The following is a 19,597-nucleotide window of genomic DNA, read 5'->3' as shown; positions in this document are numbered from 1 at the left end:
TGTCCTAGTAAATCAGAGATCTTTTTGTTTTTTTATAAATAAAAACAAGAAAGACTCTCGTACAAGTCCTTCTTGCTTTCCCAATTATGCAACGAATGGTTTCTTCATTTTGATTAATCCGTAAATATAAAAGAACAGGCTACCTGTGACGATTGTTAAGATAATGAAAAGAATCGACATACCTGGTTCACCCGTCCAGCGGTAAAACAGTCTATACATATAATAGATCCCTAGAACAATCAAGGCAATGGACGCTAAAATGCCGATAAATGGAATGATTTGCACAATTGCTAGCCCGATATAAATAAACATAAATATCAAGGATTCTTTTTTAATTTCTTCCATCGTTGTTTTGCTTGAACCGAATGCAAAAAGCAAATAAACATTCAAAAGCGGAATCCACGCCCAAAAGGCAATTTCCCCTAATTCGTTTGTTTTCGCTGTGAAATAGTAAATGAGTGCAGTAACCACATACCCTATTACAACCAATGCTAACGCAAAGAGTACAAACGCGAAAAATAAACCTCCATAAAAAACATCATACTCACTTGGGTACGTACCATAAGTAGACAAATCAACAACCTCTCCTTTATTAAAATACCTTACACTATATGTAATCAAAATATCGATTAATCCAAAAAAATGTCAGCACATTTTTATTCTTTTACAAGAAAGCTACGTTTGTCATATCTTGGAGATTGGACAAACGTAGCATTCTACTAATTTAATTGGCACAGTTATCATACCCCATAAACATCATTTACTCAATTTCCCTTCAAACCAAAGCATTCTTTTATTCTTTAATCTACCTATAAAATCCCGTGAATACTGCATTTATGAAACAACCAAACCAATCTAGGAAAACTATCCTATCTTTCTAGTTATCTGCCAAAATAGTATAAATGTATGTTATATTCAAGTTATCATTACATTTTTCTACATATTGGAGTGAATAAAATTGGTAAAAAAACTAGGAATGATTGTGATCGCATTCATTCTCATGCAGTTCTCTATTAATCTTTCAGTCGCCTCAGCCTCAGTTTTTGACAACAAAGTCTCGGAAAATAAGACAGAAGTGTCGCCTCAAGTTACCCATATCAAGCGTACCTATCAATCTAGTTCGACAAAAGAAGTAGTCCATATGCTGGATATTAATTTAGCAAATACATATACAAAGTTGGAAATCGGGCTTCCGAATCCAATAAATTCGTTAAAAACTACATCTAGCTTGGCAAAAGAATACAGCACATTAGGCCATCGTGTGGTAGGTGCGGTTAATGCCTCATATTTCATGGGAAATGGTGTTCCTGCGAATCTATTAGCACACAATAATGAAATTATGAATTATGGAATTTTAGGTGATGGAAACGAAAGCCCGACTCAAAATCCGATTGCTTTCGGAATTTCAAAATCAGGTAAAGCCATCATTGACTATTATAATGCGGATTTAAGTTTTACAGTGAATGGGAAAAAGTATCCGATTGATTTAATCAATAGTGAAAGAACTACGAACAAAACGGTATTATATACTCCTGGCAAAAAAAGTACAGGAACGAACCAATGGGGAATCGAAATCATTGCAAACTCTGCAACGCAAGATACAGCTACATTACATTTTGGAGATCAATTCTCAGGAGTTGTCTCAAATGTGACAGGTTATAATACTTCCGGGGATTCCGTTATCCCGAGTGATGGCTTTGTCATTTCAGTTCAAAATAAAGAGCTGGCCGCTGAAATTGCAGCTTCTGTTTCAGCAGGGGCAACAGTTGAGGTAGGTTTAGCAATCGATCCAAAATGGATGGATGCCGAGTACATTCTTGCGGCAGGTCCACTATTAGTAAAAGATAGTAAAGTGAATATTTCGATGTCTACTTCTTCTGAATTCGCTAAAACACGTGCCCCTCGTACGGCGGTAGCAATCGATTCAACTGGTACAAAAGTATTTTTAGTTACTGTTGATGGTAGACAAAGTGGATATAGTAATGGGACAAGTTTATCAGATTTAGCATCTTATCTCATTTCGCAAGGAGCCAGTGCCGCAATCAATTTAGATGGTGGCGGTTCTACAACAATGGTCGTGCGAAATCCAGGTGGATATACTCCTGCACTAGTCAACAGTCCATCGGATGGAAGTGAAAGACGTGTTTCGGCAATTTTGCAGGTCGTTAACACGGCACCACAAGGAACATTAAAATCTATGACTTTAGGAAGTATTCCAACTGAAGTCGTAAAAGATGGTTCTATTAACTTAAAAGTAGCTAGTGCTTATGATCAGTACTTGAACCCGATTGAAGTAGATTCTTCTAAAGTGAAGTGGTCTGTGGAAGGAAATATTGGTACGATTAACGGGACAACCTTTACGGCAACTGCTAAAGGGCAAGGGAAAATTATTGCACAATATGATGGGTTAACAGTTGAAAAATCTATAAATGTAATAGATATAGAAGATAAGATTTTACTAGATAGCTTTGACAGTGCTTCAAAATGGTCCTCATCAGCTGCCAAAGCTACAGCTTCTATTGCAAATAGTTCAAAATCAGAACCTTTTAGACAGGGTTCATCAAGCTTAAAGCTTACGTATGATTTCTCTAATTCAGAAACAGGTACAAAAGCAGCTTATGCAGTTGCAAAGTCACCTATTGCCATATCTGGACAACCTGATCATTTAGGTATCTGGGTATATGGTGATGGAGAAAATCACTGGTTACGAGGCGTGATTGTTGACGGATCAGGCTCAAAACATACCATTGATTTCACAGGGCAAGGCGAATTAAATTGGACAGGATGGAAATATGTTACGGCATCGATTCCATCAGATGCTACACTGCCATTAAAATTTGAACGCCTTTACGTTGCAGAACCTACTGCCTCAAATCAAAATAATGGAAAAGTCTATTTTGACCAATTACAAGCGGTGTATAGTGAAAATTACAAAGAACCAGCCTATACAGATGTAAGTAAAGATCACTGGGCATTAAGTTCAATTGAGAATTTGAATGGACAAGAATTGATTAAAGGGTATTTAGATGGAACATTTAAACCTACTAACTCAATTACCCGAGCAGAGGCGGCAACAATCATTGCAAGAGCCCTAAATCTTAAGTCTACAAAGTCGATAAGTTATTCAGACGTCAGTGCCTCTCATTATGCTGCAGAAGCCATCAGCGCTATTGCAGAAAAGGGCATTATGACTGGTCGAGAAGCAGGGAAGTTTACACCAAATGGTAAGCTGACTCGTGCCGAGGTGGCTACACTAATAAAGAGAGCGTACCTACTAAAAGGAACAACAACTGTAACGTATCGTGATTTGAAGTCAACTCATTGGGCATATGGAAGCATTCAAACGCTCGTAGCAAATGATTTGGCAAAAGGGTTTGAAGACAATACCTTTAGACCAGATGCCAGCATCTCACGCGCCGAATTCGCCACATTCCTAGATCGAGTAAATAAATAAACCAACTATAAAGGTGTCCAATCACACATATAAGCGATTCGGACACCTTTTTTAAATCCTATTTGAATTTTGAGTGATTTATGGATTGAATTGTTTGGGCGCCAGGCACGCAAACAATTCTCACACAATTCAATTTCCCTCAAAAAAACACCTTTCGCGTTGACCCGTATATGGTCACTGCGAAAGGTGTTACATTTTGCGAGTTATTCGGTTTCTACATAAACTGCTACGGGGAGGTTGCCTCCACCTGCGTGCATGATTTCTAATTGGATGATTTCTTCTTTACCGGCACCAATTACATGTTCAGGTAGTTGAACATAATTCACACCTGGGGTAATCGTAGGGATTAAGTAAACTGTGCCGTCATATTTAACGGCTCCGCTATATGAGCCACCTCTACCGGCAAGGCTAATTTTAATCGTTTGTTCTTCTTCATTTGGATTACTTACCGGGACATTCACCTTGTAAGTCATACCAAAATGACCTGGGTTTCCAATCGTACCGTTCATTTTTGTTAATGAATTTTCGGCAGTTAATAGGTTGTCTGTTTTTCCATTTGAAATATTATAACCCGTCTGTTTCGTACCGACTGTATAGGTCGGAAGCGTTGTTGAAATCGTTGAACTTGGCCATACACCTCTTGGATGCTTGTCATACAGAGAGACAACATCTGAGTGAATGCTAGTTAAATCTTCCCCATCATTCTTGCTTAACACAACGCGAATGATATATTTACTGTTCGCTCCGTTTAATGAACGGACATCAATATTATTTAAAAATCCTAAGGCTTTTTCTTCATCTAACAAATACGATTGAATTAGTTTCGTTTCACCAGGGGCAATCTTTATGCCATTTCCTTCTGCATTTTTTAAGTTCCCACTTAAAAAATTATCTGCTAAAGGTAAGCCAATATCATATTTGATGGAATTATCAGAACCGACTTTAGAGATGCCTTGCGCCTTAGTAATTTCAAGAGTATTTGCATCTGAGATATTTTCGATTGTAATGCCGATATTTGCTTTTGTACCAAGGTGATTTAAATGCCAACCAAAAATGCTATATTCTTTCTCTGCATTTTGAGCATCTACCTTATATTCTGCTAAAGTTGCTGTATCACCTGTAATGTGAGTTGGACTTAAATATTCAGGGTTGTCGCTCACAATGAGTTCTCTTTTACCTTCTAATGCAGCACTAGGAACTAATTGTGGAACATTCAATATACCATATGATAAATCTAATTTTTCACCTGAAAAAATATAATCATTGATCGAAATGTATAATTCTTGTTTCGTGCGATCATATTGTATTCTTCCACTGTTTGTTAGGGAATTGACAATAAAATGAACTGGAACGTAAATTTCTCCGTATTCCATAAAAGGTTTTTCAGCCATTTCCATGGATTGCCCGTCTACATATACTGTGTTACTGCCAATACTGAAGGTAAAAAGCGTATCGGCAACGAGTAATTCATATTCTTCTTTTGATAACCAAGCACCATATCCATTTTCAAGATAATATTCAAAGTATTTAGCCGGTATATATGTTCTTCCACCTCTTGTAATAATAGGTTCATCCATTAGAATCTTTGAATCATTCATATGTATTATATGCTGTACCGGCGGTATTTCAACTGGTGTATCGGGTGTATCTGGTGTTTCCTGTGAATCATTTAACTCAATCGTAACCTTCCGTTGACTCTGATCCCATGCTACTGTTCCATCTAAATTTTCACTGACAAAACGTAAAGGGATATAGGTTCTGTCTTTATACATCATCGCAGCTACTGGAACTAAAACACTTTCTCCGTCTACTTTTGCGTTTGTAGAGTTAATCGTTAGTTCAACAGTGTGTCCATTCTTATAACTGCTCGCTGTTAGTGATGCTTTGTCCCAACTTACTGTTGCCCCAATGGCTTCATAAAAATCTCGCATTGGTAGAAGAACATAACCAGACTTATTTAGTACTGGGTCGTCAAAAGTGATTGTTTCACCGTTCAACTCAATTGTAATCCCTTTCATGATAGGTGAAGCGTTTGCCGCAGATGCTTCGTTACTGAGGATCGAAAAAAATGCAATAAAACCAACTAGCGATACAAATAAAATTCTAAACATCATTACTATTCTCCTGACTTTAAATATATGTTTCATCATAACATAGTTCCTGTCGAAAATTCTGCATAATTCTTGAAGAAAAGGATGAAATACCTATTCACCTCGAGATACTAAATACAAAATTCGAAAAAGAAGAACTTAGCATATTTGTAATAATATACCACAATATATATTACCTAAACATGTCGGTTTATATCAAACATCCACTCTAAATGAAAATAATTACCAGGGGCACCGTCAGCTCCTATACTTTACCAAAAGGTCCATTTGCTAACTGCACACGCTAATAATGGTTGTTCTGTTTATTAATAATTAGGTAATAATAATCTTTAACTGATTTATCTCTGTTTGTCTAAAAAGGGATATTTTTTTTATTACCGTTAAATAGTTCATTTATTAGGAGGACATCATGACGAGGCGAAACATACTAATAACGGGCATATTTTGTTTACTGCTAATCGCGGCATATTTTGGGAACGGTATTTATAACAATAGGACAAGTGCCACCACTTCACCAGAATCGATTCCCTATGAAAAGCCTATTGCAATGAAACAGTTTGATGAGGAATATGATGTGATCGTTGTCGGAGGAGAACCAGAGGGAGTAGCTGCAGCGGTTTCTGCTGCAAGAAATGGTGCCAAAACTTTGCTGATTGAGAGGCGAGAAGAGCTAGGTGGATTATTTACTTTTGGAATGATGAATTTCTTGGATATCCCACAAGGAGCAGATGGCAAATCGGTCAGTCATGGCATTTTTGAGGAATGGCATAATCTAGTTGGGAAGGGAAGTACCTTTCATATCGAGACAGCAAAAGCGGCCTTTCAGAAATTAGTAGATAATGAGCAGCTTCTTTCTTTAACGACAAGTACGAATGTAGTTGAATCCATTATGAACGGAAACCAAGTCGTTGGTGTGAAACTGCAAAATGAAAACGGCAATTTTGAGGTGAATGGAAAAACATTTATCGATGCTACGCAAGATGCGGATTTTGCCGTAATGACCAAGGTGCCCTATTTTATAGGTGGTAAGGACGTCGGTGTCGAAGATAAAAAAATGGCGGTAACATTGATGCTTCATCTAAAGAATGTCAACTGGGATAAAGTAAAAGAAACCGCATTAATAGGAAAGTTTGGAGAGGCTGAAGTAACAGACCAAGCTGCATGGGGGTTCTCTCATTTGCATTATGAGTATAAACCGGTCGAACAGAATACGCGTCTAAGAGGGCTAAACCTGGCAAAGGTAGGGGACGAGTATTACATTAATGCGCTGCAAATTTTTGGAATCGATGGATTGGATGAAAGCTCAAAGGATGCCGCCATTGAAAAAGGCAAAAAAGAAACGAAGCACATTCTTCAATTTTTACAAAAGGAATTCCCCGGCTTTGAAAAAGTGGAAGTAGCAAGTTATCCACCGGAATTGTATGTAAGAGAAACGAGACATATTTGGGCGGAGTATCAACTACCAATGGCAGACGTTTGGACGAATCGAGATCATTGGGACAATATCGGTTATGGCGCCTATCCAGTAGATGTACAAGCTCAAACCCCCCAGGATTATGGGTTTGTCTTGGCTGATCCGAAACAGTACGCAATCCCGTTTCGTTCATTGGTACCGAAGGAGATTGATGGGATTCTAGTGGTGGGTCGTGCAGCGGGCTTCTCTTCTCTAGCTGCAGGCAGTGCGCGAATTGTACCAACAGGAATGGTGACAGGACAAGCAGCAGGAACAGCTGCAGCATTATCTGTGGGGGTAAATCAATCGTTTCGAGACATGAGCAAAGATACAAAGATGATCGAAACACTTCGGACAAAGTTAGATGAACAAGGCGCTTTTGTTGACCATATAAGCACGGACTATCCACATATGGGGGAATGGTTTGATCAATCCATACAACAACTACTGAATTACGGACTTGTTTCAGCCGGCTATTCCAATGATTTAAAAATTGAAAATGACGCAACGAAACATAGCTTTGTGAAACTTTTAAAAGAGACAATTGAACGAACGGCTCCAAAGGAAAATACTGAGCTCCGCAAAAAAATTACTACTATATATAACAATGAGATGGCTAAAGAAAATAGGCTGCTCCAGTTAGCGGATGCTACACAAATACTAACGGCATTAGTAAATGACAAAGAACAGACTGCGAGCTGGCAGGGGTTAATTGATCAAGGGGTAATAGGTGGAAAAGCTGCTGAAAATATATCAAGCGAGAATCACAATATTAAATTTAAAGAAATGTATGCGATTTGTGCTGAAATGATTAGGTATGTAAAAGAATAATAAAGGAAGAGGGAATCCTGTACTTTTTGGGGATAGCCTCTCTTTTTTGAGTTCGGATATATCTTTTCATAACAATATTTTCTTCCTATATAAAAAGCTATCTATAAAAAGCAGATAGCTCATTCTACTATTATAAGTAGTAACCTTACTTAAATTTATCAACGTTTTCAACATAAAAATCAATATAACCACAGTTTGAGCAAACATAACAGGGGTTAATAGAACTCATCGTTTCAGCGGTAGGCTTCACATCCGCTTTGTAAATTCTAATCGGAAAGCTATCTATTACTGCTTCAACCATAATCGAATTGCACTTTGAACAATTTTTATCCATTCCTGATCCCTCCTATTGTAGGTTTTTTGATAGAGTCTTTTAAAAGTAAAAACATTCATAATAATCTTATATTTATTCTAACATAAAAAGAGATCTACCCTTAATTTTTCTCAAAAAAGCCAGTAATGACATAATGAATTACAAGAGAAATAGCACCCTAATTTTGCATTTTGGCAACAACAATTGCCAAAATACTCATTAGGGTGCTCAATACTTTGATTGGATTTATCTTTCATGTATTCAGTTACCGGGTTAATTTATATCTATTTACAATAATCCTCTATCTACGATATGACTGACTCTCCTATTCCTTCTCAGGCAAACTATTCAAATACCGGTCGGAAAGCTGAAGGATTTCCTTCATTCGTTGATAATCTTCCTCATATTGCGAATACTCCTGTACTGGCTTCAACGTGCGGATATCAAACGCTTCTCCATCTTCGAACCCTGCATCAGGTCTATAGGCGATTTCCGTATTAAAGAAAGACCCGGTTGGCATGTAATATCGCATACCAAATAGGTTGTTTGGGTAGTTAATCAAATCCTGGCCAAAATGAACTAAGTGATTCAAAGGCAAACCTAATAAATTCGAAACAGTAGGCATGATATCCACCTGGCCACCAATTGTTTCATTGATTTCCCCCAGGTGTGCGTCTCCTAACGTAATCATCAAAGGAACATTTAACTGATTGAGTAGATGATAGTCATGTCCCAGCAACTCCGCCAATAAGGCACTCTCCGTTTTTTGCATTGAACTTTTTTGTAAACCAAAGTGGTCCCCGTACAAAACGAGCATCGTATCCTCCCACATGCCAGCTTCCTTAAGCCCGGCAACAAAGTTCCCCAACATTTGATCTGTATAATGAATCGCTTTTAAATAATCTCCGACAATGTTGCCATTGAAATGCTCCGGAAGTTGTAGTGTATTTTTTTCTACCGGAATTTGGAATGGGTGATGGCTAGAAAGTGTAATGAAATGAGCAAAAAAGTTTTGATGATTATCATGTAATTTTTGCAGCTCAGGTAATGCTTTTGTATATAACACTTCATCAGAAGGACCGATTCCAATCACATCCTCCTGACCAAAAAATTCTTTATCATAATACTGATCGAATCCAAGGGAGGGGTATAGCTCGTCTCGATTCCAAAACGTAACATCATTTGCATGGAATGTTAAAGAAGTATACCCATTTTCTTTTAGAAGTTTAGGAAAACTTGGAAGTATTCTATTTCCATATGTTTCAGTTGTTGCTTCCATACCAGTCGGATACAGAGAAGTATTGAATATAAACTCGGCATCTGAAGTATTGCCAGGTCCAATTTGCTGATAGATATTCGGGAAGTAAATACTTTTTTCCATTAATGTATTTAAAAAAGGAGTAATCGGTTGTCCATTCACTTCTAAATCTAATGTGAAATCCTGAAATGCCTCCAGCTGAATTGCAATGATATTTTTCCCTTTGGCAGCTCCGAAATATTGTAATTCACCTTCCGCTAAAGGCGATATTTCTTTGATTTCTTCTATTATATTAGGAAGTTGTTTCAGTTCTTCTGCTGTAAATTGGATTGCTTCATTCGTTAGATAATTTTTTACGCCAAAAATCTCGTAGGTAATGAGCCCTTGTTTTTTAGCGGCTGTTACAGAATTCGCGATTTCTACATTCTTCTGACTATATAGGAGCAGGGCAGATGCTGCGATTCCTAGCAACAAAACACCGAGTGGGAATCGAGGACTGTATTTAAACACAATATTCTGTGCTTTTTTTCGGTTCAATAAGACAATTAAAATTAGGATGATGAAATCAATATATAATACTCCATAAATCGGCTGGAATAGTTGGAAAACACTATCTCGAATCGCGCCAACTTGATTGAGTAGTGAAAAAGCATGAATCGTCACAATATAGCCAAAGTAATTATGATAAACGAGAATGACTGTTAACAGTAAAGTAAGAACAAGATCTAAAAAAAGATAAATTATTTTCTTCACTTTGTGTGATGGAATCAGCTCGACTAATCCAAATATGATCAATAAATAACAAAGCTCGACGAAAAATGTCTGAAAAAAATGTATTTCATCAAACAAAAGACTTCTAGTAAAAATAAATTTTAAAATCAATATGGGTGTAAAGATAAAAAAAAGAGGATGGTTCCTCAAAATTAGGTTTTTAAGCAATATGATTCACACCTTAATATAATTTGTAAAGATTATGTTTTGTAATTATTAATGTTTTGTAAATTCGAGTGAGTACAATAAGTTTATTTTGAGCTAAAATGTTCGAAATGATTAGCGAATTTGGATGAAATCTTTCATTAAATTTAAAAATCCTTTGGAGGCACCGTTTCCTCACAAAGGATTTTTTATTTTTTAGGTTTATTGAGAACGTTGAAATTTTATGGGGGAAATCTGAAGAAATAAATAAAAAGTATAGAAAATTCTAAGTAACAATACGTCGAAATGAGACAATTATATTACAGGAATATTACAAAACGAGATGCTAACTCGTTAGTTTACTTGTTTAATAGGGTTTTTAGCTAGTTTATGCCGAAATATCGTTCGACGTTTTTTGCAGTAAAACGTTACACAAATGAAAAATTACTACTCTATTTTTTATGTTACTCTTTTACTAGAGCAAAAAGACGGAAAATGGTTATTTTGAAGGGAGCATTTCGCTACATGAAGAAAAGATGGTTACTACCTGTATTCGCATCATTAATGTTATTAGCAAGTCCTTTTACAAATGATGCAGAAGCAGCTACAAATAAAGAATTAACTACTACAGCGTATAAATATATTGGAGTACCTTATTCTTATGGAGGTACAACTACTAATGGATTTGACTGTTCAGGTTTTACTCAAAGAGTATTTTCTGACTTAGGAATCAACTTAGGTCGTACAACATCTGCGCAATATTCAACAGGGAATGCTGTGTCTAAAAGCAATCTAGCAGTAGGTGACTTGGTATTCTTTAATACATCTGGAAGAGGCGTATCTCATGTTGGGATTTTTGTTGGCAACGGTCAATTCGTTCATTCTTCTTCAAGTAAAGGAGTAACAGTTTCTAAGCTTAGTGAATCTTATTGGGCGAATCGCTATCTTGGTGCAAAACAAATAGCAAAGTTCCCAGCTGAAGTGGTTGCAAAAAAAGTTGAAGAAGTAAAATCTGTCGCGATTGACTTTTCAATCTACGCTTCTCGTGCAGAAGTAGCTAACCAACTTGCTAAAGCATTAAACCTAGATACTTCCGATACAACTTCAACGTTTTCTGATGTGAAATCATCAGATAAGTATGCTGGTGCAATTACTGCACTTCAAAATGCAGGTATTTTCCAAGGTGATGAAAATGCTAAATTTAATTCAAATTCACCTATCACACGTGCTGAAATGTCAAAAGTTTTGGTACTAGCATTCGATTTAACATTACAGGACAACACAATTCAATTTACTGATGTGAAAAAAGGTAATTGGGCATATGATTATGTTAATAACTTAGCATCAAACAAAGTAACTCTTGGTATAGGCAATGGGGCATTTGGTGCAAAAGATAATGTAACTTTAACTCAATTGGATTTATTCATTGAACGAGCAATGAACTAAACTCATTAAGTAAATAGTTTAATAGTTAATTAACCTTGGAGAGGCTGTTTCTTAACACCTCTCTTTTTCTATGTTATGAACTTCTACTATTAGATAGACCATAGAGTATCCAAAAACAATAAAGAGAGATAAAATTATTTTTCTAGTATTGTATATAATTTAATATAAAACGGTTTTTGTGTTAAATTATGGTATATAATGTAAGGGAAGCATTCGTGCTTATTAATTATATTTTAACCAGCAAGGGTGGTTACCTAAATGAAACATGATCTCTTTAAGAAGATGATTATTTCTTATATCTTCATCTTCATGTTCGCAACTTCTGTAGAAGCGAGCTCGTCTCATGAGAAACTTTATAGTGATATTTCTTCTAATCATTGGGCATTTGAATCGATTTCAACAATGAAAGAATTGAACATCATGTCTGAACTAAGCAATGGAAAGTTTTATCCGAATCAGTACATTACTAGAGCAGACGCAGTACAGTTTATTTTTAATACATTAAACCTGGAAAAAACTACAGAAACTCAATTCTTATTTAAAGATGTACCCGAAAATGCAACATATAAACATGCTTTATATAAATTAACTAGCCTCGGGATTATTCAGGATACTGAAAAGTTTAATCCCAACGATTCTTTAACTCGTGCCCAACTTTGTAAAATTATTAGTCTTTCATTTAATATAGTGGTAGACCAGAAAAACCATTCTTCATTTAGAGATTTATCTTCAACGCATTGGGCAAAGAATTATATTGAATCGTTGGCAGATATTCAGATTGTAAAAGGTACAACTAAGGATTCTTTTTCACCAAATCAAAAAGTAACAAGAGCTCAAATGGCCATTTTTTTAGACCGCTCAATGACATTTCACAGTGAACTCGCTTCAAATGAAGTGATTTATGACTTTTTACAAAAGGATTATATCCAAACAATTGATCAACACCCAAAATGGTCATCGAAGGTCATAGAATTAGTGAATATAGAGCGTGAAAAACAAGGATTAGCCCCGTTGCAATATGATAGTAAACTAGCTCAGCTTGCTGTCATTAAAGGAAATGATATGCTTAATCGAAAATACTTCGACCACTATTCAAAATATTATGGATATGCTTGGGATATGGCTGGAATATTCGACTATTCCTTTACGAGTATTGGGGAAAATCTAGCGAAGAACTCTACTTCACCTGAATCAGTAGTAAAGGCTTGGCTGAAATCTACCTCTCATAAAAATAATATGTTAAATAAAATTCATACGAATACGGGTGTTGCCTGTGTTGAGAGTGATGATGGGGATATTTATTGGGTACAGCTTTTCTCAACAAAATAGCACTTATAAATTAATATCTAAAAAATAAAGATTTCACAATGACGTATTACTTGAAGCAAAAAGCATCATTTATGGTGCTTTTTTTATTTAGAGGAAAAATTACCTATGGATTGTATATTTTTTTTCTTTACACAGTTACTGTAGAAATATCTTGGGGTAATCTCACTAAGACTAAAGTCTTTATTATATTCTAGAAATATATTATAATATTATTAACAGTGTAATAGTGAAAAGTTAAGTTAGTAATAACAAGGATAAGGTGGAAAGAGTAATATGGCGCGTGGAAGGAAAGTAAACTCAAACGGTGAAAAAAGCAAACAATTACTTCGTGATAAAGCAATCGAGTTATTCTCAACTAACGGTTACTATCAAACTAAAATTAGTGATATTGTAAAAGCGGCAGAGGTTACGCAGCCTACCTTTTACTTATACTTCGAAAGTAAAGATTCTTTATTTCTTGATCTTAATCAACAATTTCAAAATGATTTATTTAATATACTGGAAGAACAACATGTACAGCAGGATACCCAGTTTCAAAAAGTAGTTGAAAATTTACTGCATTATTTTGCTTCAAATCCGTTGCTTACAAAGATCGGGTTATACCAATCAGAAGAATCCCACATTGTGAAAGAAAAGCTAGTGGAGAAATTTGAAACAATTCTTAAGGGTCAAGTTGAGAAATATCCAAACTTGCAACGAAATGATATACATATTGTTTCCCAAAGTTTAATGGGCTCTATTGAGCGTTTAACCAATACTTTTTTATTAACAAACAAAAAATCGGCAAAAGAACTTGCAGAAGACCTATTCTCGATTTATTTTGTAAAAGAAGATGCACTAGTAGTTGCTAGATAGAATATAGAAATCCCCACTGGAGAGAGTTCATTCTTTCGGTGGGGATTTTTTTAGCTCTCTCAAAGATAACCACATAGAAGAACACAACCCGAATGTTGATCGAGTTGTGTTTTTCTCATTATTGTACAGTGACTTTTAAGTAAAAACCATTGGTCATTGGTCTTCCGTTCAAGTCTTTTATTGTTGGTTCAACTAATAAAATATATTCTTTCCCTTTTTCAAGAGGGGATGTTGGCGTCACACTGATTTGTTTTCCTGATACTTTCAAGGAAACGTCTACTTCCGAACCGCCTAGTTCAACTAACTTAACAGAGGAAGAGGCTATAGTAGAGCTGATTTCTTTATTGAAATTAACAGTAAATGTTTTGGTTGTCGGCACATTCAACAAACTTTTAATTTCTTTATAGTTTTTTAGATTTTCCACTATGCTATCGTAATGTGCTTGATACAAAGGGTTGGTTGCCGTGGTAATGTTGGGTGCAACCCCTACATTTTTTACAACTGTTCCACTCGGACCGAAAAATTCCCCAACAGTAAGCTTTAAAATACTTTCATCAGCTAGCTCGTAAAAAGTCTGCATTGTTCCTTTTCCATAGGTTTGCTCACCGTAAAGAATGGCAGAATGTTGGTCAAGTAATGCAGCTGCTGTCATTTCGGATGCACTTGCACTATATCGATTGACTAAAAGTCGTGTTTTTGTAGGGAATTCAACGCCTTGTTGGCTAGCACGTACCAATCCGGATTTTGTTGCAAGCTTGATCTTATATGCATAAGTCGCACCAGGGAACATGCCGATTAATTTCTCGGCTGTTACCACATAGCCGCCACTATTGTTTTGTAAGTCGACAATAAAAGAAGTAGCTCCTTGATCTAATAGATTCGAATAGCTATTAGCAACTTCTTCTGCTGCGTTTTCAGAAAAAGAATTGATTGAAATATATCCAACATTTCCGTACATAAGTTCAGAAATCACATTTGGCAGCGAAAAGGAGCGACGTTTAATCATTTCGTTGACTGTTTGGCCATTTGTTTTTAATAATTCGATTTCAACAATTGAATTTTCTTCACCTACTATAAGGGTTTGGGCCTCTTCAATACTCATCTCATTAGTAGGTTGACCATTCACTTTTGTAATAATATCCCCAGCTTCAAAACCTGAAGAATGGGCACTCCCATTATCGATGACATCGACGATTAGGATTCCTTTTTCGTGTTTTTCAATCACAATCCCGATTCCAACCGTTTCCATTTCGATTGCATTTGTAAAAGATTCATATTCTTCTTTTGAAAAATAATCCGAATAAGGGTCCAGCATGTCTATGACTTCTTCAATTGATGTGGCACTATTTAAATCCCCATTAATTTCACCGACATAATCACTTTTAATAATCGCTTTTACATCATCTAAAATAGCTGCATAAGTATGAAAAGGCAGTGAAAAGGATAATAGTATTGCTAAAAACATGGGTGCAAATCGCTTCATGAACAAAACTCCTCTTATCATAAGAATACTATTATTATACACTCAAATTAATAGAATAGATGTTTCCTTCTGAAATATATGATTATTGCAATAAAAAAGTCCTAGAGATTTTTAAAAGAAACCTCTAGGACTTTTGGAGTTTTTTACTTTCTAGTAAGTAGGTGAATAATCCATCCGATGACCAATCCAACAATTGCTGGTACAAGCCAACCAATGCTTTGATCATAAAGCGGTAATTTACTTAAAATGTTTTCATACCAGCTAATGCTAAAGCCTGCTGTTTTAATGCCATCGTATAAACTAACTAGTGCCGTGGCGATTAGAGCTAAGCTATAAACAATTGGTGCACGGTTGAAGAGTTGATCGAATAATACTAAGAACATTAAAACAATCGCGATTGGATAGATGAACATCAATACTGGTAAAGTAATTGAAAGTAGTTTTGATAATCCAAAGTTTGAAATGACGAAACTAAATAATGTAAAGATTACAGCTAGCGCTTTATAAGAAAACTTTGGAAATAGCTTATTGAAAAATGACGCGTTTGCTGAAACCAATCCTACCGCCGTTGTGATACAAGCTAATATAATAACGGCAGATAAAATGATATTTCCGAAACTGCCATATAGTACTCTGGCAGATTGAGCGATAATTGTGCCGCCATCCCCGATATACCCAATAGAGTCAATACTTGTTGCCCCAATATATTCAAGTGAAATATAAACAAAGGCTAAACCAAGTGCAGCAACAATCCCTGCAAAAATTGTTGTTTTTACTTGTTTTGAACGATCCTTAATGCCTTTTGCTTGCAAGGATTGTACAATTACAATCCCGAATACAAGAGAAGCAAGTACATCCATTGTTAAATAACCTTGGATAAAGCTTTCAGAGAATGCATTTGTTGTATACACGCCATGTGGCTCACCAAAATCCCCCATAGGTGTAATAAACGCTTTAATCGCAAGTAAAGCAATGACAATCAATAAAGCGGGTGTTAATACTTTACCGATTCGGTCCACTAATTTTGTCGGGTTCAATGATAGATATAGAACAATTGCAAAGAAAAGTAAGGACGTGATCAGTAAGGCGCTGGAAGTTGCTGACTCAGATAAAAATGGAGCAATCCCGATTTCATATGTCACGGCACCAGTACGAGGAATCGCAAATAATGGTCCGATTGATAAATAAATAACAGATGTAAAAATAATGCTGAATACGGGGTGAATCCGATTCGCCACAACTTGCAAATCTCCACCGTTTTTTGCTACCGCAATAATTCCGATTAATGGTAAACCTACACCTGTAATAAGGAAGCCAATTATTGATGGAATAAAGTTTGTTCCGGCATTTTGTCCCAATTCCGGTGGGAAAATAATATTACCTGCACCTAGAAATAACGCAAAAAGCATAAATCCAACTGCAAGATTCTCTTTCATGAACTTCATAAAAAACAAAATCCTTTCTGATTGAAAAGCAAAAACTTTCAAAAAATTTATCGCAAAATTCGACATCACAAGGTTGTATTATAGCACATATGAACCACGAATTAAATAGAATATTTATATTCTTTTCATTTACTTATTAAAATATTAGCAGTTATCAAAAAATACTATTTGAATCGTAACGCTAATGGATGGTGGAAGAAGGGGTTGATAGACAATTAGCAGAATGAATAGGAAAGTAAATCGTAGAGGAGTGCATGTTTTTTTGTAAAACCCGATAGAAAATTGTCATTAAAATAGTTATGATGGAAATAGAGAGATAGTTTTCTAGAAAGGGTGAGATGAGAATGTTGCAGAAAAATAAATTACTACTACTGAGTACTGCCGTAATTGCAACAGCTGCTATTGTAGCCCCGATGGCAGAGGCTTCAAGTTATACCGTTAGTAAAGGAGATAACTTAACCAAAATTGCGAATGTCAACAAAACCACAGTAAGCCAACTGAAGCAATGGAACAATTTAAAAAATGATTTCCTTTATGTAGGACAGGTACTGACTGTTAATGCGGGGAAGCAGCCAGTTGCTTCGAATAAACCAGTTGCCTCGAGCAAGCAAACCGTAACTCAAAAAGCACCGACAGCACCCAAAGCACCTGTTGTGACGAATTCAACTGCTTCTACTTATACAGTTGTCAAAGGGGACAACTTATCAAATATTGCTAGAGCAGTAAACACGACAGTGGCCAATATAAAAAAATGGAACGGGTTAAGCAGTGATGCGATTTTTGTAGGTCAAAAACTCAAGATTGGCAATGGCAAGGTTACTTCATCTACACCACAAGGGTCACAATCAAACAGTTCCGGTCCTGTATCAACTACTAGTATGCAGACTTATCAAGTAGCGAAGGGTGACTCTTTATCGAAAATTGCTACTAAATTTAACGTAAGCGTAGCAGATATTAAGAGTTGGAATCAATTTAACTCTGACTTAATCTATGTTGGACAAGTATTAAAAGTAAACAGCTCATCTAGCCAGGGTGAATCTGAGGCTGTGCTAGATTCAAAGGAAGTCAGTCTATCCGATCAGCGGATTGATGCTAAGATATCGCAAGAGAAGCCGATAAAAAATAGTGTGACTGCTAATGGACAAGCAATCTATTCAGAAGTACTTGATCTTGCCCGTTCTTTAATCGGTACCCCTTATTTATTCTCGGGAAACACCCCTGCCGGTTTTGATTGCAGTGGATTTGTAAAGTATGTTTATTCAAATGCCGGGGTGGATTTGCTGAGAAAAAGCAGTAATGACTACTTTATGAAAGATACGACGATCGTCGAGAACCCACTTCCAGGGGACATTATCTTCTTCAAAAATACGTATATTGAAGGAATTTCTCACATGGGCATTTACATAGGAGACAATCAATTTATTCACGCAGGTAGCAGCGGGGTTCAAGTCGCAAAACTCTCTTACGACTACTGGTCGTCAAAATTTGTAGCGTTCAAGCGATTTAATCAGGTAAAGTAGTGGGAGATCTAAAGTTTTTAATTTAATTTATTAAAGGGACGCAAGGATGTGGAATATTAGCATTCTTGCGTTTTTTAATTAGAGAAGGGGTAGTTGGCGGAAATATATGAGAAAGAGGCGGATATTCGACAAAAATTGGCGGGAATATTTATAAAAGTGGCGGATAAACATTCAAATTTGGCGGATAACCCGGTTTTTCTAAAACCTTAACAGAGGCTAAACAAAAAAGATGACCCAGAAAACTGTCTTTTCAACAATTTTTGAGTCACCATCTTCTTATTTTTGCTGTTGAGTTACTCTCGCGCTCCAACGAGATAAATCGAATTCTTCTTTTGACACAAGGTCTTCAGGGAAGATGAATGTCCAAGGTTTTGTAGAGTTGGGTTGCACTGATAGAGCTGGGTCTAATCTAAATGAACCTTTTGCTACTAATTGGCCATTCGCATCAACAATTTCTAATGGAAGCTGCTCGATGTTGATTGCTTTGTTATTGCCGTTTCGAATAAAGATGGAAGTAACCAAGCTTTTATCGTCATGGACTTTTGCTTGTAGGCCTGTAAAGTTTACTTCGTTTTTGCCTAGCTTCGGTAAATCTTTGACAATATTTTTCAATGCTTCTTGTTGATCTTCTGGAAGTTGTTTTTTCCATGTTTCGTCTAGATCCAATTGGTGGCCTCTTAACGAAATCAGATTAAAAGCGATCTTCCATCCTTCTTCTGGCACTTCATCAGCTGCTACCGTGCTTTTTTCAAAGGTAAATACCCAAGGTCGTGCACTTTTGGCAGGAATCTTGCCAAGTTCAGCAAAGTTGAAACTTTTTGAAGCGATTTGTTTATCTTCTTTATCTAATAGAAGTAATTCAATTTCGCCAAGTTGAATCGCTTGGTTTAATGAAGAACGTACGAAAGCTTTTACATTCCAAGCTTTTGTTCGCGGGTCCACTTCAATATTGATGGCTGCTAAAGATAATTGATTTATTTTTAATGGCTGTAATTCATTTGCCAAGAAATTGAAAATATATTTTTGCTCCTGAGGAACATGCCAGTCTGGGTGGAAAGATAGCTTTGTTTCTACAGTATTAGCATTACCTGCTTGGTCTGCAGTTTGGCCCAATTCCTTAGAATCGATGGCACTATCTGTTCCGACCTTGTCTGTCTTTTTGAAAAATGAAAATAAACCCACTG

General features: G+C 36.2%; 13 protein-coding genes. 6 read left to right on the top strand and 7 right to left on the bottom strand.

The features are described from left to right. Window positions 1-84: 84 nt before the first annotated feature. A complete protein-coding gene (locus ACFQU5_RS07155) occupies window positions 85-573 on the bottom strand; it encodes a hypothetical protein (protein WP_390286181.1) in 489 nt (162 codons plus the stop codon). A 385-nt stretch (window positions 574-958) separates the two neighbouring features. On the opposite strand from ACFQU5_RS07155, the gene ACFQU5_RS07150 reads away from it, so the two are divergent. Next, window positions 959-3,454 carry an S-layer homology domain-containing protein gene (locus ACFQU5_RS07150; RefSeq protein WP_390286179.1) on the top strand — a complete coding sequence of 832 codons (2,496 nt, stop codon included), beginning with the start codon at window positions 959-961 and terminating at the stop codon, window positions 3,452-3,454. 203 nt (window positions 3,455-3,657) lie between these two features. Here the strand turns inward: ACFQU5_RS07150 and ACFQU5_RS07145 are convergent, their stop codons facing one another. Beyond that, entirely contained in the window at window positions 3,658-5,568 is a 1,911-nt protein-coding gene (locus tag ACFQU5_RS07145; protein ID WP_390286177.1) for a copper amine oxidase N-terminal domain-containing protein, read from the bottom strand. Between the two features lie 406 nt (window positions 5,569-5,974). Between ACFQU5_RS07145 and ACFQU5_RS07140 the strand changes: the two genes are divergently transcribed. Further along, complete coding sequence (locus ACFQU5_RS07140) at window positions 5,975-7,849, top strand: FAD-dependent oxidoreductase (protein ID WP_390286175.1); 1,875 nt, start codon at window positions 5,975-5,977, stop codon at window positions 7,847-7,849. Between the two features lie 145 nt (window positions 7,850-7,994). Here the strand turns inward: ACFQU5_RS07140 and ACFQU5_RS07135 are convergent, their stop codons facing one another. Together ACFQU5_RS07135 and ACFQU5_RS07130 are read right to left on the bottom strand one after the other, a co-directional pair. Then, a complete protein-coding gene (locus ACFQU5_RS07135; RefSeq protein WP_390286173.1) occupies window positions 7,995-8,183 on the bottom strand; it encodes a hypothetical protein in 189 nt (62 codons plus the stop codon). Between the two features lie 304 nt (window positions 8,184-8,487). Continuing rightward, window positions 8,488-10,215 carry an LTA synthase family protein gene (locus ACFQU5_RS07130; protein ID WP_390286171.1) on the bottom strand — a complete coding sequence of 576 codons (1,728 nt, stop codon included), beginning with the start codon at window positions 10,213-10,215 and terminating at the stop codon, window positions 8,488-8,490. A 645-nt stretch (window positions 10,216-10,860) separates the two neighbouring features. Here ACFQU5_RS07130 and ACFQU5_RS07125 point away from each other — a divergent pair. The 3 genes from ACFQU5_RS07125 (at window position 10,861) to ACFQU5_RS07115 (ending at window position 13,965) form a co-directional block, all read left to right on the top strand. Further along, on the top strand, window positions 10,861-11,781 hold the full coding sequence (locus ACFQU5_RS07125) for a C40 family peptidase (RefSeq protein ID WP_390286169.1): 921 nt from the start codon (window positions 10,861-10,863) through the stop codon (window positions 11,779-11,781). 258 nt (window positions 11,782-12,039) lie between these two features. Next, entirely contained in the window at window positions 12,040-13,110 is a 1,071-nt protein-coding gene (locus tag ACFQU5_RS07120; protein ID WP_390286167.1) for a CAP and S-layer homology domain-containing protein, read from the top strand. A gap of 273 nt (window positions 13,111-13,383) precedes the next feature. After that, window positions 13,384-13,965: a TetR/AcrR family transcriptional regulator gene (locus tag ACFQU5_RS07115; RefSeq protein ID WP_390286165.1), complete on the top strand. Its 582-nt coding sequence runs from the start codon at window positions 13,384-13,386 to the stop codon at window positions 13,963-13,965. 118 nt (window positions 13,966-14,083) lie between these two features. Here the strand turns inward: ACFQU5_RS07115 and ACFQU5_RS07110 are convergent, their stop codons facing one another. Together ACFQU5_RS07110 and brnQ are read right to left on the bottom strand one after the other, a co-directional pair. Further along, complete coding sequence (locus ACFQU5_RS07110; protein ID WP_390286163.1) at window positions 14,084-15,448, bottom strand: S41 family peptidase; 1,365 nt, start codon at window positions 15,446-15,448, stop codon at window positions 14,084-14,086. 143 nt (window positions 15,449-15,591) lie between these two features. Further along, window positions 15,592-16,893, bottom strand: coding sequence for a branched-chain amino acid transport system II carrier protein (gene brnQ, locus ACFQU5_RS07105; protein WP_390286161.1), 1,302 nt, complete (start codon window positions 16,891-16,893; stop codon window positions 15,592-15,594). A gap of 344 nt (window positions 16,894-17,237) precedes the next feature. Between brnQ and ACFQU5_RS07100 the strand changes: the two genes are divergently transcribed. Continuing rightward, a complete protein-coding gene (locus ACFQU5_RS07100) occupies window positions 17,238-18,413 on the top strand; it encodes a C40 family peptidase (protein WP_390286159.1) in 1,176 nt (391 codons plus the stop codon). A 276-nt stretch (window positions 18,414-18,689) separates the two neighbouring features. Here ACFQU5_RS07100 and ACFQU5_RS07095 read toward each other — a convergent pair whose 3' ends face one another. Next, window positions 18,690-19,595, bottom strand: a complete 906-nt coding sequence (locus ACFQU5_RS07095; protein WP_390286157.1) for an accessory Sec system S-layer assembly protein — start codon at window positions 19,593-19,595, stop codon at window positions 18,690-18,692. Window positions 19,596-19,597 lie beyond the last annotated feature (2 nt).

Source organism: Ureibacillus sp. GCM10028918, assembly GCF_042666115.1.
Lineage (GTDB): Bacteria > Bacillota > Bacilli > Bacillales_A > Planococcaceae > Ureibacillus.
The sequence above is the reverse complement of the archived record's forward strand: the minus strand, read 5'-3'. Positions and strand labels throughout refer to the sequence as shown.

Bases quoted from the DNA above. Each gene is read 5' to 3' on its own strand.
- ACFQU5_RS07140 (WP_390286175.1), top strand. From the start codon at position 5,975: ATGACGAGGCGAAACATACTAATAACGGGCATATTTTGTTTACTGCTA.
- ACFQU5_RS07120 (WP_390286167.1), top strand. From the start codon at position 12,040: ATGAAACATGATCTCTTTAAGAAGATGATTATTTCTTATATCTTCATC.
- ACFQU5_RS07145 (WP_390286177.1), bottom strand. From the start codon at position 5,568: ATGATGTTTAGAATTTTATTTGTATCGCTAGTTGGTTTTATTGCATTT.
- ACFQU5_RS07115 (WP_390286165.1), top strand. From the start codon at position 13,384: ATGGCGCGTGGAAGGAAAGTAAACTCAAACGGTGAAAAAAGCAAACAA.
- ACFQU5_RS07125 (WP_390286169.1), top strand. From the start codon at position 10,861: ATGAAGAAAAGATGGTTACTACCTGTATTCGCATCATTAATGTTATTA.
- ACFQU5_RS07100 (WP_390286159.1), top strand. From the start codon at position 17,238: ATGTTGCAGAAAAATAAATTACTACTACTGAGTACTGCCGTAATTGCA.
- brnQ (WP_390286161.1), bottom strand. From the start codon at position 16,893: ATGAAGTTCATGAAAGAGAATCTTGCAGTTGGATTTATGCTTTTTGCG.
- ACFQU5_RS07135 (WP_390286173.1), bottom strand. From the start codon at position 8,183: ATGGATAAAAATTGTTCAAAGTGCAATTCGATTATGGTTGAAGCAGTA.
- ACFQU5_RS07110 (WP_390286163.1), bottom strand. From the start codon at position 15,448: ATGAAGCGATTTGCACCCATGTTTTTAGCAATACTATTATCCTTTTCA.